At 64.8% G+C, this 13,617-nt stretch carries 13 protein-coding genes; 3 read left to right on the forward strand and 10 right to left on the reverse strand.

The window, feature by feature from the left end; translation table 11 throughout:
- Positions 1 to 4: 4 nt before the first annotated feature.
- From BM222_RS17385 to BM222_RS17405, 5 genes are all read right to left on the reverse strand, one after another.
- Entirely contained in the window at positions 5 to 1,228 is a 1,224-nt protein-coding gene (locus BM222_RS17385; RefSeq protein WP_092229643.1) for a bifunctional alpha/beta hydrolase/OsmC family protein, read from the reverse strand.
- Positions 1,229 to 1,253: 25 nt separating this feature from the next.
- Positions 1,254 to 1,913, reverse strand: a complete 660-nt coding sequence (locus tag BM222_RS17390; protein ID WP_092229644.1) for a sulfite oxidase-like oxidoreductase — start codon at positions 1,911 to 1,913, stop codon at positions 1,254 to 1,256.
- 18 nt (positions 1,914 to 1,931) lie between these two features.
- Positions 1,932 to 3,254, reverse strand: coding sequence for an MFS transporter (locus BM222_RS17395; protein WP_092229646.1), 1,323 nt, complete (start codon positions 3,252 to 3,254; stop codon positions 1,932 to 1,934).
- 32 nt (positions 3,255 to 3,286) lie between these two features.
- Complete coding sequence (locus BM222_RS17400) at positions 3,287 to 4,507, reverse strand: cytochrome P450 (RefSeq protein ID WP_092229648.1); 1,221 nt, start codon at positions 4,505 to 4,507, stop codon at positions 3,287 to 3,289.
- Between the two features lie 70 nt (positions 4,508 to 4,577).
- The gene (locus BM222_RS17405; protein WP_092229650.1) at positions 4,578 to 4,787 is read right to left on the reverse strand and encodes a ferredoxin; all 210 of its coding nucleotides are present in this window, start codon (positions 4,785 to 4,787) and stop codon (positions 4,578 to 4,580) included.
- Positions 4,788 to 4,933: 146 nt separating this feature from the next.
- Here BM222_RS17405 and BM222_RS17410 point away from each other — a divergent pair, with 146 nt between their 5' ends.
- Positions 4,934 to 5,581, forward strand: coding sequence for a TetR/AcrR family transcriptional regulator (locus BM222_RS17410; protein ID WP_092229652.1), 648 nt, complete (start codon positions 4,934 to 4,936; stop codon positions 5,579 to 5,581).
- Here BM222_RS17410 and BM222_RS17415 read toward each other — a convergent pair.
- From BM222_RS17415 to BM222_RS17430, 4 genes are all read right to left on the reverse strand, one after another.
- Positions 5,578 to 6,216, reverse strand: coding sequence for an aspartate/glutamate racemase family protein (locus BM222_RS17415; RefSeq protein WP_092229654.1), 639 nt, complete (start codon positions 6,214 to 6,216; stop codon positions 5,578 to 5,580). The two genes, BM222_RS17410 and BM222_RS17415, sit on opposite strands and share 4 nt — an antisense overlap.
- A gap of 262 nt (positions 6,217 to 6,478) precedes the next feature.
- Positions 6,479 to 7,492: an amino acid ABC transporter substrate-binding protein gene (locus tag BM222_RS17420; RefSeq protein ID WP_092229656.1), complete on the reverse strand. Its 1,014-nt coding sequence runs from the start codon at positions 7,490 to 7,492 to the stop codon at positions 6,479 to 6,481.
- 12 nt (positions 7,493 to 7,504) lie between these two features.
- The gene (locus tag BM222_RS17425; RefSeq protein ID WP_092229658.1) at positions 7,505 to 8,854 is read right to left on the reverse strand and encodes an aspartate aminotransferase family protein; all 1,350 of its coding nucleotides are present in this window, start codon (positions 8,852 to 8,854) and stop codon (positions 7,505 to 7,507) included.
- 3 nt (positions 8,855 to 8,857) lie between these two features.
- The gene (locus BM222_RS17430; RefSeq protein ID WP_092229660.1) at positions 8,858 to 9,730 is read right to left on the reverse strand and encodes a MurR/RpiR family transcriptional regulator; all 873 of its coding nucleotides are present in this window, start codon (positions 9,728 to 9,730) and stop codon (positions 8,858 to 8,860) included.
- 85 nt (positions 9,731 to 9,815) lie between these two features.
- On the opposite strand from BM222_RS17430, the gene BM222_RS17435 reads away from it, so the two are divergent.
- A complete protein-coding gene (locus BM222_RS17435; RefSeq protein WP_092229662.1) occupies positions 9,816 to 11,003 on the forward strand; it encodes an amino acid ABC transporter permease in 1,188 nt (395 codons plus the stop codon).
- 2 nt (positions 11,004 to 11,005) lie between these two features.
- The gene (locus BM222_RS17440; RefSeq protein ID WP_092229664.1) at positions 11,006 to 12,112 is read left to right on the forward strand and encodes an amino acid ABC transporter permease; all 1,107 of its coding nucleotides are present in this window, start codon (positions 11,006 to 11,008) and stop codon (positions 12,110 to 12,112) included.
- A gap of 24 nt (positions 12,113 to 12,136) precedes the next feature.
- On the opposite strand, the gene BM222_RS17445 is transcribed toward BM222_RS17440, so the two are convergent.
- Positions 12,137 to 13,555, reverse strand: coding sequence for an amidase (locus BM222_RS17445; RefSeq protein WP_092229666.1), 1,419 nt, complete (start codon positions 13,553 to 13,555; stop codon positions 12,137 to 12,139).
- Positions 13,556 to 13,617 lie beyond the last annotated feature (62 nt).

A 13,617-nucleotide genomic window follows, 5' to 3' on the forward strand; every position in this document is an offset into this window, starting at 1 on the left:
CGCGCTAGTCCACGGCCCTGGTCACGATCCGGATCTCCGAGGTCAAGGTGCGGTGCACCGGGCACTTGTCGGCGATCTCCATCAGCTTCTTGCGTTGCTCGGCATCGAGCGCGCCGTCGATCGCGATGTCGCGCTCGATCTGGTCGAGCATGCCGTCGCGCGTCTCGCACTCCGCGCAGTCCTTGGCGTAGATTTTCGAATGCTTCAGCGTGACCGTGACGCGATCGAGCGGCAGCGATTTGCGGTCCGCATAGAGGCGCATGGTCATGGAGGTGCAGGCGCCGAGGCCGGCAAGCAGGAAATCATAGGGCCCCGGGCCCGCATCCTCGCCGCCGGCAGCCACCGGCTCGTCCGCAACGAGATGATGCGGCCCGACCGTGACGATCTGGTTGAACTTGCTCTTGCGGGTCTCCCGAACCACCACCTTGCGGGGTTCTTCCGGGAGATCCACCGCTTTGACCGGTTTTGCGCTCTCGATGTAGCGGCTCGCCCAGGCTACGATCACGTCCGCCGCGTAGAGCGCATCCGCCGGTTTCGTCAGGAGATGATCGGCGTGATCGAGCGAGACGAAGCTCTTGGGGTGCTTCGCCGCAACGAAGATCCTGGTCGCATTATCGATGCCGACGGTATCGTCGACTGGAGAGTGCATGATCAGCATTGCTTTATGAAGGTCGGTGACGTCCTTCATCAGCGCCTGCTCGACGATGTCGTCGAGGAATCCGCGCTTGATCCGGAACGGGCGACCCGCGAGCGAGACTTCGACCTCGCCCTGCGTGCGGATGTTGTCGAGATGCTCGCTGAACAGGCCGGTGACGTGGGCGGGATCGGAGGGGGCGGCGATGGTCACGACCGCCCTGGTCTCCGGAATCTTCCCGGCGGCTGCCAGGATCGCAGCGCCGCCGAGGCTGTGACCGATCAGGATCGACGGCGCCTTGCGGGTCGCACGCAGATGATCGGCGGCGCGCACGAGGTCGGCGACATTCGAGGAGAATGTCGAATTGGCAAAATCACCTTCACTCGAGCCTAACCCGGTGAAGTCGAAACGCAGCACCGCGATGCCCTTGGCGGCGAGCGCGACCGAGATGCGCTTGGCTGCCAGCGTGTCCTTGCCGCAGGTGAAACAGTGCGCGAACAGCGCATAGGCCGCGGGCTCTCCGTCCGGCAGCTCCAGCGCGGCCGCGAGCTGATGGCCGCCTTCGCCGGTGAATTGAAAGCGTTCCGTCGGCATGGGCCTTCCCCGTGTTTGCGTGGACCTAATCGCTCGAGTAGCGCTGTTCGGCCCAGGGATCGCCGCGGTTATGGTAGCCGCGGACTTCCCAGAAGCCGGGTGCGTCGTCGGTCACGAATTCGATGGCCTGGAGCCACTTCGCGCTCTTCCAGAAATAGAGATGGGGAACGACGAGCCTGACAGGGCCGCCATGCTCGTCCGACAGCTTCTGGCCGGACCAGCTATGGGCGAGCAGCGCGTCCTCGGCGGCGAAATCCTCCAGCGCGAGGTTGGTGGTGTAGCCGTCATAGCAATGCAGCACGACGAAGTGCGCATCGTCGCGGGGCTGACAGGCCGCCAGCAGCCCGCGCGTGGCGAGCCCTTCCCATTCATTGTCGTAGCGCGACCAAGTCGTGACGCAATGGATGTCGGAGACGAATTGATCCTGCTTCTGCGCGGCAAACTCGGCAAAAGTCCAGAACACCGGCTTCTCGATCGCGCCGTAGACGTCGAGCCGCCAGCGCTCGCGCGAGACCGGCGGCAAGACGCCGAGATCGAGCACCGGCCAGTCCTTGGTCAGATGCTGGCCGGGCGGTAGCCGCTGGTCCTCAGGTCGCGTGATCCTGCCAGTGAGGAAGCGGCCCTCGCGCGCCCATTTCTCCTTGGTGCGCGTCAGCTTGCTGTCGGATGGCGTCTCGTCGGCCATATGCTACTCGTGAATCGGCTACTCGTGGCGGTGCATCGCGGAGGCGTGCTTGGTGTCCCGCATGCTGGAATAGATGATCAGCGACAGGAAGATGATTCCGGCGAGATAGTAGTAGAACCACTGCTCGTGTCCGATGGTCTTGAAATAGAGCGCGATCGCAGGCGCCGTGCCGCCGAAGATCGAGACGGTGATCGCATAGGGCAAACCGACGCCGAGCGCGCGGACATTGGTCGGGAACAGCTCGGCCTTCACCACCGCGTTGATGGAGGTGTAGCCGGCAACGAACAGCCAGGCGCAGCAGATCAGGATGAACGCTGTGAATGGCGACTTGGTCTCTTTCAGTGTCATCAGCAGCGGCACGGTTGCGAGCGTGCCGGCGATGCCGAAGAAGATCAAGAGCGGCTTGCGGCCGATCTTGTCGGAGATCGCGCCGTAGATCGGCTGCAGGATGGTCGCGAAGATCAGCGTTCCGAAGATCACGAAGGTGGTCTGGTCCTCCGTGAGCCCGACCGAGAGCTTGACGAAGGTCTGCATGTAGGTGGTGAAGGTGTAGAACGCCGCGGTGCCGCCGGCGGTCAGGCCGACCACGAGCAACAGCTCGCGCGGATAACGCAACAGATTGGTGAGGGAGCCCGTCGGCTTCACCACCTTCTTGGCTTCCTCGAACGCCTCGGTCTCATGCAGGCCGCGCCGCATCACGGCTGCGAAAATCGCGAGCGCCGCGCCGATCGCGAACGGGATGCGCCAGCCCCAGGCCTTCAGTTCCTCGGGCGTGAGGAAGACCTTTTGCAGGAGCAGCAGCACGATGATCGCGGTGAGCTGGCCGCCGATCAGCGTGACGTACTGGAAGCTCGAATAAAAGCCGCGATGCCTGGGATCGGCGACCTCGCTGAGGTAAGTGGCGCTGGCACCATATTCGCCGCCGAGGCTCAGGCCCTCGATGACGCGGGCGAGCGCCAGGATCACCGGTGCGGCATAGCCGATCGTGGCAAAGGTCGGCGTCAGTGCGATGATTAGCGAGCCGAAGCACATGAACACCACTGACAGGGTCAGCGAGATGCGTCGGCCGAAATGGTCGGCGAGGTAGCCGAAGAACCAGCCGCCCAGCGGCCGCATCAGGAAGGTTGCGGCGAAGACCACGGCGGCGTTCAATTGCTGCACCACGGGATCGTTGCCGGGGAAGAAGGCCGGGGCGAAATACAGCGCGAACGCCGTATAGGCGTAGAAATCGTACCACTCGACGAGATTGCCGATCGAGCCGATGAAGATCGCCTTGATCCGCCGCTTGGCGTCGGCAATGTCGATATGGTCGGAGGCCGGTTGGGTTGCTAGCTCTGTCACGTTCGGCCTCTCTCCGTGGTCCCAGGAAAGGCCTACATCGCCTTTCCCAGCAGAAATGGCAACTGGCGGGGTCCCCGTACCGTGCCCTGCGACCATGTCACGGTCCCCGCAGGATCAAGCCGGAAATCCGGGATCCGCTTGAGCCATTCCTCCAACGCGACCTGCATCTCCATGCGCGCCAGGTTGGAACCGACGCAGCGGTGGATACCGAGGCCGAAGGCGGCGTGGCGGTTCTCCCGGCGATCGATCACGACCTTATCGGCATCCGGAAACATTTTTGGGTCCCGATTGGCGGCCGGGAAGGACAGCAGCACCATGTTGCCCGCCTTGACCGGACAGCCCGACACCGTGGTGTCCTTGACCACTTCGCGGGCCATCGTCACCGGCGAATAGGCGCGCAGCAGTTCCTCGACGGCGGTGGGAATCAGCTCCGGCTCGGCGATCAGCCGCTCGCGGTCTACAGGCGTGCGGGCGAGATGCCACAGCGACGACCCGATCGCGCTCCAGGTGGTGTCGATGCCGGCGATCAGGAGCAGCCGCAACGAGCCCAGCACATGCGACTCTTCCAGCGGCTGGCCATCCCGGTCCCTGGCATTCATCAGATAGGAGATGAGATCGTCAGTCGGCTTCGATCTGCGCTCCTCGATATGGCCCCTGAAATAGTCGCTCATCTCCTGCACGGCCTGGAGCAGCATGTTCTCGTCCTTGATGCCGAGCTCCAGGATCATGTGGATCCAGTTGATGAAGAGATCGCTGTCGCTCTCGGGAATGCCGAGCATGTGCGCGATGGCCTGAACCGGGATGTATTTGCTATAGCGCGCGGCGGCGTCGACCTTGCCGTCGGCGATGAACCCGTCGATCAGCTCGTTGCAGATCGCGCGCATCCGCGGTTCCAGCTTCTTCATCGCGTCCGGCGTGAAAGGCGGCAGCAGCAATTGCTTGGCCGGTTTGTGCACGGGTGGATCGGATGTGATCGGCGGTGCCGCGTTTCGCGCGATTTCGGGCCGGACGTTGCGGACGATGATGCGGCGCGACGAAAAATGCTCGGTGTCGTTGGCGATTTCGCGCACCGCTTCATAGGTCGTCGGCATATAGCAGCCGAGAAAGCGCTCGGTATGCACGACCGGGCTCGCGGCGCGCAGCTCCTCCCAGATCGGGAAGGGATCGTCGGTCCATTGCGGATCGGTGTGGTCGAAATCGTTGACCCAGTCGGTCACGGGCGGATGGGCGGCAGGCTGGCTCACGTCGGACATCTCTTACAATCCCTCCGAATTCCTTGGGGCTGGTGTTCGCTGAAGGCACGCGAGGACGCGGGCAGCCGCGCTACTCCTCGACCACATCGATCGCGATTTCCGGGCAGTTGGATTTGGCAAGCCAGGCCTTGTCTTCGAGCCCTGGCGGAACCGTGCCGTCTCCGGCCGCGTGGGCGTTGCCGTATTCGTCGAGCTCGAACAATTCAGGCGCCAGCGCCTTGCAGCGTGCGTGGCCCTGGCATTTGTCGGGATCGACCCGAACTTTCAGTCGCTCTGCCATTGCGCCTCCCTCGGTCGTATGCGCGTGGCCCGAAGGGCGGCGCGTTCCTCTTCTCTGCGGCAATTGCCGTCTGTTTTAAGTTATATGTTATTACATTATCGACAGGCTTTCCCTGTCAAGTGCAAACTTATAGGCTCCGCCGTAACATGCGGTCACATTTCGCTCGTAAGCCTGAGAACACCTACCACCACGGCGATCTCCGCGACGCCCTGATCAAGGCCGCATTGCGCGAGGCGGAGCAGGGCGGGGCGGAAGCGATCAGCATCAAAGCGCTGGCAAAGCAGCTCGGAGTCTCGCAGCCGGCGCCGTACCGCCATTTCGCCGATCGCGAGGCACTGCTTGCCGCGGTGACCGCGGAGGCGTTCCGGCAGTTCACCGCGATGCTGCGCGATGCAATGGCGAAGCCGTCGAAGCAATCGAAACTGTCGCGATTGGCGCAGACAACGCTCGACTTCGGTCTGCGTCGCAACGGCGTCTACCGCTTGATGTTTGCGTCCCGCACCGTGTCCTGCGCGGCCAAGGGCAGCGAGCTGCACGAGGCGACGCGCGAGACGTTCGAGCTCGTGATTGAAGCGCTGGAAGCGCCGGCCGTCGCCTATTTGCGCGAACGGCAGGCACTCAAGATCTGGGCGGCGCTGCACGGCGTGGTGATGCTGGCCGAGCAGGGCCTGTTCACCGGCGAGGCGGCACATGCCTCGCGCGAGGAATTGGTCGAGGATTTTGTGAACGAGACGAAAGCTGCGCTCGCAGTCGCGATCAAGGACGCGCGCCGTCAGAAAAAGGCCGGCGCCTAGACCTTCGCTTTCAGCAGCTTCATCAGCTTCTCGACCGCACTGTCGGGCGTCGTCAAAACCGGACGGCCCGTCGCCTCCGCGACCAGCGGCGCCGATGATGCGATGCTGAACTGGGCCAGCGCAATGACGTCGCAATCGCGCAGATCGTTTGAGGCTTCGACGATCAGCCGGTCATGCGTGGCGCGGTCGCCGCGGTCGAGCGCCGCCAGCGCGCCCTCGGCAAGCTTCGGCACGATCTGGACGGAGGCCGGAAACTCCGGCGGCATCGAGGCCAGCGTCGGCGGGAAGGTCGAGAGCAGGCCGATCTTTTTGCCCATGGTCACGGCACGTTCGATCATCGCCTCGTTCGGCTTCAGCACCGGCATCGGCGCATGCGCCCGCGCAACGGCCTCGATGCAGGGGCCGAAGGCCGAGCATGTGAACAGGATGCCATTCGCTCCGGTCGCTGCGGCATAATCACCGAGCGCGAGGAAGCGATCGGTCATGGCATCGTTGAGCTTGCCGTCGCGGGCGAGATCCGCCGAGAGGCTGTCGTCCAGCAGGTTCATCAGCCGCGCCTCCGGCCACGCCTGCGCGAACGCCGCCTCGATCGGGGCGATGGAATGCTTGAGGGCGTGGATCAGGGCGATGCGCATGGGAGTCTCTTCTGCCTCGCCCCGCTTGCGGCAGGGCAATCGCATATGGATTTGAGGATTGTCGCCGGCTTGCTCCGCCTCTCCCGCTTGCGGGAGTCGCAGAGCGTGGCGGGTGAGGGTTCTTTCCTCTTAGGGATTGTCCCGTTGCGGAGACACCCTCTCCCCAACCCTCCCCCGCAAGCGAGGGAGGGGCCCACCGCCAATGCCGCCGCATCGTGCTTCCCATATGCGATCGCCTGTTGCACGCGGGAGGGGTGAACTGTTACTTGAACGGAATCGCGTACATCAAGCCGCCCTTGCTCCAGAGGCCGTTAAGGCCGCGCTCGAGCTTGAGCGGGCTCGCCTTGCCGACGTTGCGCTCGTAGATCTCGCCGTAATTGCCGGTGGCCTTGATCGCCGTGACCAGCCATTTGTTGTCGAGGCCAAGCCGCGAGCCGAGATCGCCGGAAGCGCCGAGCAGACGCTGGATCGCGGGTGTCTGCGACTTCGCCATCTCGTCGACATTGGCCTGGGTTACGCCGAGCTCTTCGGCCTCGATCAGGCCGTAATGCAGCCAGGTGATGATGTCGCTCCAGACCTCGTCGCCGTTGCGGGTGAAGGGGCCGAGCGGCTCCTTGCTGATGGTCTGCGGCAGCACGACGTAATCGGCCGGGTTCGGCGCCGCGGTGGTGACGGCACCGGCGAGCGCGGACGCGTCCTGCGTCATGGCATCGCAGCGGCCGCCGAAGAAGGTCTGGTACATGGTGTCGACGCGGTCGAACACCAGCGGCTTCCAGTCGATGCCGTTGGCGCGGCCGTAATCGCCGAGCGTGACTTCGTGCGTGGTGCCTTGCGCGACGCAGACGGTCGCGCCCTTGAGGTCCTTCAGCTCCTTCACGCCGAGGTCCTTCTTCACGACGAAGCCCTGGCCATCGTAGAAGTTGATCGGACCCTGGCGCAGGCCCAGCGTCACGCCGCGCAGGTATGTCTGCGTGGAGTTGCGGTAGAGCACGTCGATCTCGCCCGATTGCAGCGCCGTGAAGCGGTTCTGCGCGGTCAGCGAGACGTAGCGCACCTTGTCGGGATCACCCAACACGCCGGCCGCGAGGGCGCGGCAGTAATCGACATCGAGGCCCTTGTAGTTGCCCTGTGAGTCCGGCGCCGAGAAACCGGCAAAGCCGGCGCTGACGCCGCATACCAGCGTGCCGCGGCTCTTGACCTGATCGAGCGTCGCCGCTGACGCAATCACGGTCGATGCCGCGAGCACGCCGGCTGCGATAACCACTTTCCTCATCATGCTACTCTCCCCTCAGTGATTGACACTACGCAACACGATGTCGACGGCCGTGCCGAGCTTGTCGACGATCTGATCGATCTCGCCTGCCGACGCGATATAGGGCGGTGCCAGCAGCACATGGTCGCCGCGGACGCCGTCCACGGTGCCCCCGCCGGGATAGCAGCCGAGCCCAATAGCAAAGGCCTCCGCCTTGATCTTCTGGTTTAACTTGAGCGCCGGATCGAACGAAGCACGGGTGGCGCGGTCGGCGACCAGCTCGATCGCCCAGAACAGGCCGCGGCCCCTGATGTCGCCGACATGGCGGTGATTGCCGAAGCGCTCGGTGAGCCGCTGCTCGAGCAACTTGCCGTGCCGCTTCACTTGCTCGAGCAGCTTGTCCTCCCGGATCACGTCCTGCACGGCGAGCGCAGCCGCACAGGCCAGGGGATGTGCGAGATAAGTGTGGCCGTGCTGGAAGGCGCCCGAGCCAGAGCGGATGGTATCGACGATCTCTCTGCTCGCGAGCATCGCGCCGATCGGTTGATAGCCGCCGCCGAGCCCCTTGGCGATCGCCTGGATATCGGGCGCGACGCCCTCCTGCTCCCAGGCATGCGTCGTGCCGGTGCGGCCCATGCCGCACATGACCTCGTCGAGGATGAGCAGCGCACCATGCCGGTCGCAGATCTCGCGCACCGCCTTGAAGTAACCGTCGGGCGCGGTCACGGCGCCGGCCGTGGCGCCAACGACTGGCTCGGCGAGGAACGCCGCAACGGTGCTTGGGCCGAGACGCTGGAACTCGGCTTCCAGCTCCGAGGCCAGCCGCGCCGCGAACTGCGCATCGGATTCACCGTCGTGCTTCTCGTGATAGGCAAAGGCGGGCGTTACATGGCTGAAGGCGGCCGAGAGCAGCGGCGCATAGGGCGCGCGGCGCCAGGCGTTGCCGCCGGCGGCGAGCGCGCCGAGCGTGTTGCCGTGATAGCTCTGCCGCCGCGCGATGAAATGCTGCCGTTGCGGCTCTCCGCGCTCGATGAAATATTGCCGCGCCAGCTTGATGCTGGCCTCGATCGCTTCCGATCCGCCGCTGACGAAATAGGCGTAGGCGAGCCCTCCGGGCTCGTGACCGACCAGCGCCTCGGCCAGCGCCTCGGCCGGCTCGGAGGAGAAGAAGGCGGTGTGCGCATAAGCGAGCGTCGAAGCCTGCTTCGCCATGGCCGCGATCACGCGGGGATGCTGATGGCCCAGGCAGGAGACCGCCGCGCCGCCGGAGGCGTCGATCACGCGGCGGCCGTCCTCGGCAAAGAGATAGATTCCTTCGCCGCCGATCGCCCTGGGGGGCGTCTCGCGCAACGAGCGATGCAGCACGCGGCTGGTGCGGGTGCCCATGGATCAACCTTTCTCTGAAACATAAGTGGAGGCCGCGGCGAGCCGCGCCTCGGTGTCCTCTAAGCGCTTCTTGGCGGCTGCGCCGCCGAGCGAGAACGTGACAGCGGCAAGCGACTGCGCGATTGCGAGCGCGCCGGTGAGGCTGGGAAAGAAGCCGGGCGAGGAGGCCGCCTCGAACAGCAGCACGTGGTCGGCGCCTTCAGCCATCGGCGCGGCCACGCTGTCAGCGATCGCGATCAGCGTCGCGCCTGCGCGGTAGGCTGCCTGTGCGACCCGGACGCTGGCATTGGTATAGGGCGTAAAGCCGATGACGATCACGGCCTCGCCGGGACGGAACGCGCCGAGATCAAGATCATCAGGGCCGGAGGCGCCGACGATCTGCACCTGTTCGGGGCGAAACAGCCGGAGCTCGTAATTGAGCAATTCCGCGACGCTGCGACAGCTGCGGTACCCGGTGATCCAGATCCGTTTTGCATCGTGCAGCGCACGAGCCGCGTCCGCAATCGCGTGGGCGGAGATGCGCGGCAGGCCGGCGGCTTCGGCCTCGAGCTTGTCCGTGACGAGCGCGACATCGGAATTCGGACCGTGACGACGGTTCTTGGCGCGGACGGAGAAGGGTGAGATCTGCGATGGCCGTCGTGCCTCGGTCAGCGCGGCGCGCAATTCGTCCCAGCCGGAATAGCCGATCGCCTTGGCAAGGCGCGTGAACGCGGCCGGATCGGCGCCGGCTTCCGCCGCGAGATCGCGCATCGATCGCGTGGTGGCGTCGTAATCATTGGCCGCGACGAAACGCCCGACCTCCTGCAAGCGCAGGGGCAGCGATGGCAACGCAATGCGCAGTTCGCTCAAAGGCGAGGATTTCGCTGACAGGGCCATGAAACATTTGTTGCACGATTTAGGGATTGGTGCAACAGTTGACGTGCGCCGCCGAAATCGCTGTTTCAGGAAGGATTTTTGTGCCGTGACATCAGATCATCCGAGGCCGCCGCCGCGCCGCAGCCTTTTCGGCGCGCTCGGGCCGAATGAATTGAAGGGCCTGTTCTGGCAGGTGCTGGTGGTCGGCATCGCCGTCGCGGTCATCGTTTTCCTCTGGTCCAACACCGTCACCAATCTCTCGGCCCGCCGCATCACCACCGGCTTTGCCTTCCTTGGCCGCGAGGCGGGCATGCCGATTGCCGACAGCCTGCTCGCGTACAATCCGAGAGACAGCTACCTCTGGGCCTTCGTCGTCGGCGTTGCCAACACGCTGCGTGTCGCCGTGATCGGCATCGTGCTTGCGACCATTCTGGGCACGCTGATCGGAATTTCCCGGCTGTCGGCCAACTGGCTGCTGTCGCGGCTCGCCGCCGTCTATGTGGAAGTGCTGCGCGACATCCCGCTGCTGCTTCAGCTGCTGTTCTGGTACGTGCTGATGCAGGCGCTGCCGGCGGCGCGTGCGGCGTGGCGGCCGGTCGAGGGTGTGTTCCTGTCCAATCGCGGCTTGATCCTGCCGGCAATCCCGGTTGGCTCGCCGCAACTCTGGGTCCTCGGCACGGCCGTGCTGGGCTCCGTCGCGTTTTATGCCATTCGGCGCCGGCTGCTCGCCCAGCAAATGCGCGACGGCAGGCCGCGGCCGGCCTGGCCCTTTGCGCTCGGCCTCATTGTCGCGCTGCCGGCAGCGGTGTCGCTGTTGCTCGGCGTGTCCTGGACCATCGAATGGCCGCAGCTGCGCGGCTTCAACTTCGTATGCGGGCTGACGCTCGCGCCGGAATATTTCGCGCTGCTGATCGCGCTCGTGACCTACACCTCGGCCTTCATCGCCGAGATCGTGCGCAGCGGCATTCAATCCGTACCGCGCGGGCAGTGGGATGCCGCCAGCGCGCTCGGCCTGCGCCGCAGCTTCATGCTGCGGCAGATCATCCTGCCGCAGGCGTTGCGGGTGATCGTGCCGCCGATGACGAGCCAGTATCTCAATCTGACCAAGAATTCCTCGCTCGCGGTCGCGATCGGCTACCAGGACGTGGTCTCGATCGCCAACACCACGCTGAACCAGACCGGGCAGGCGATCGAGGCGATCACGCTGATCATGGCCGTCTTCCTCACCATCAGCCTTGGCATCAGCTTCTTCATGAACTGGTACAATGCGCGCATCGCGCTGGCGGAGCGCTGAGCATGAGCGCGATCGCAGACATCCCCGACGTGCCCCGAGCCGCCCGACGCCCGCAAATCGGCAATCCGGTGCTGCGCTGGCTGCGCAGCAATCTGTTCTCGTCGATTCCGAACGGCATCCTCACGGTCGTTCTGCTGGCGGTGCTGACGAAAGGCGTGATCAGCTTCGTGCAGTGGGGCATTGCCAACGCGGTCTGGCTGACGCCGGCCAATGATTCCGGCGCCTGCAAGGCGGTGCGCGGTCTCGGCGCCTGCTGGGCCATCATCCCGGAGAAGTACCGCTTCATCCTGTTCGGGACCTATCCGTTCGACGAGCAATGGCGGCCTGGACTCTCGGTGCTGCTGTTCATCGCGCTGTACTTTCTCTCCACCCGCCGCGCGCTGTGGCGGCGCGAGCTCGGTTACATCTGGGTCGGTGCGCTGGCGCTGATCAGCGTGCTGATGTGGGGCGGCGTGTTCGGGCTCTCCTTTGTCTCGCAGGACCGCTGGGGTGGCTTGCCGGTGACGCTGATCCTGGCGACATCAGGGCTGGCATTTGGTTTCCCGCTCGGCATCCTGGTTGCACTCGGCCGGCGCTCAAAGCTGCCGGCGATCCGTTCGGTCTCGGTGCTGTATGTCGAGCTGATCCGCGGCGTGCCCCTGGTCAGCCTGCTGTTCATGGCAAGCGTGATGTTCCCGTTGTTCATGCCGGCCGGATTCAACATCGACAAGCTGCTGCGCGCGCAGATCGCGATCATCCTGTTCGCGGGCGCTTATCTGGCCGAGGTGATCCGCGGCGGTCTCCAGGCGGTGCCACGTGGGCAATATGAGGCCGCCGATGCGCTCGGGCTATCTTATTGGCGCAAGCACCGGCTGGTCGTGCTCCCGCAGGCGATCCGCCACGTCATCCCACCGCTGGTCAACACCTTCATTGCCTTCTTCAAGGATACCAGCCTCGTGTTGATCATCGGCATCTTCGACCTTCTGACGACAGCCAAGACCGCGATCATCGATCCGGCCTGGCAGCAGTTTTCGGTCGAAGTCTATATCTTCGTGGCCGCGATCTATTTCGTGTTCTGCTTCGCGATGTCGCGTTACAGCCGGAGCCTGGAGGCGACGCGCGCGAGGTGAGCGCGCGTCCGGACCCGAGAGCAGTTACTTCTTCACCCGCGGATCGATCGGCGTCGTGCCGCGCAGACCCAAAATGTCCTCCAGCACTTTCGCGCCGGCGATCACCTGCGCATCCGTGCGTGGCGCGCCGACGACCTGCACGCCGATCGGCAGGCCGGACGCCGTGAAGCCGCAGGGCAGCGAAAGCGACGGGCAGCAGGCCAGCGTGACGGCATAGACGATGCCGAGCCATTCGATGTAGTTCTCGAACCTCTTGCCGGCACATTCTGCGACATAGCGGTTCTCGATCGGGAAGGGCGGCACGATCGTCGTTGGCGTCAACAGCAGATCATAGGTCTTGAAGAACTCGATCGCGCGCGCGGTCATGCCGACGCGCTGGGCTTCGGCGCGTGCGAGCTGATCGACGGTGAGCTTGAGGCCCTCTTCGATATTCCAGATCACCTCGGGCTTGAGCAGGTCGCGCCTGGTGCGCAGCAGATTGGCCTTGGTGATTGCGAAATCGAAGGCCCGCAGCACGTGGAAGCATTCATGCGCCTCGCGCCAGTCCGGATGCGCCTCCTCGACGATGACGCCGGCCTCGGCGAAACGTTCGGCCGCCTTGCGGGTGATGGCTTTGACCTCGGGATCGACGGGGGTGATGCCGAGATCGGGTGAATAGGCGATGCGCTTCGGCTTCCTGCCCGACTGCGCCGCGGACAGGAACGAGGTGGTCGGCGCCGGCAGCGACAGCGGATCGTCCGCATAGTCGCCGCTCATGGCATCGAGCAGCAGCGCAAGGTCCTCGACGTTGCGCGCCATCGGCCCCACGACGCCGAGATTGCGGTCGATGCCCGATTTGGGCGTATGCGCGACGCGGCCGATGCTCGGCCGCATGCCGACGATTCCGCAGAAGGCGGCGGGACTGCGCAAGGAGCCGCCCATGTCGGAGCCCTGTGCAAGCCAGGCCATGCCGGTCGCAAGCGCCACCGCCGCGCCACCGGAGGAGCCGGCCGCCGACTTCGAGACATCCCAGGGATTCAGCGTCGCGCCGAACACTTCGTTGAAGGTGTTGGCGCCGGCGCCGAATTCCGGCGTGTTGGATTTGGCGTAGACCACCGCGCCATTGGCTTCGAGGTTCTCGACCATGAGGTCGGATGTCGCGGAAATGGTATCTTTGAAGATCGGCGAGCCCTGCGTGTTCAGCACGCCGGCGACATCGGTCAGGTCCTTGATCGGCACCGGCAGGCCGGCGAGCAACCCCCGGGCGCCTGCCGGCTTCCGCATCAGCGCCTTGGCGCTATCCCGCGCGCGATCGAAGCACAGCGTCGGCAGTGCGTTGACCCTGCCATCGACCTCCGTGACACGCTTCTCCAGCACGTCAAGCAGTTCAAGCGGCGAGACGTCGCCGGAGCGCAAGAAATCGACGACGGTGCAGGCGGTTTCGCGGATCAGGTCTTGAGACAACTATCTTACTCCTAAGATCATGTGTTCATTGCGAGGAGTGAAGCGACGAAGCAATCCAGACT

It is taken from the genome of Bradyrhizobium sp. Gha (assembly GCF_900113735.1).
Classification (GTDB): Bacteria; Pseudomonadota; Alphaproteobacteria; order Rhizobiales; family Xanthobacteraceae; genus Bradyrhizobium.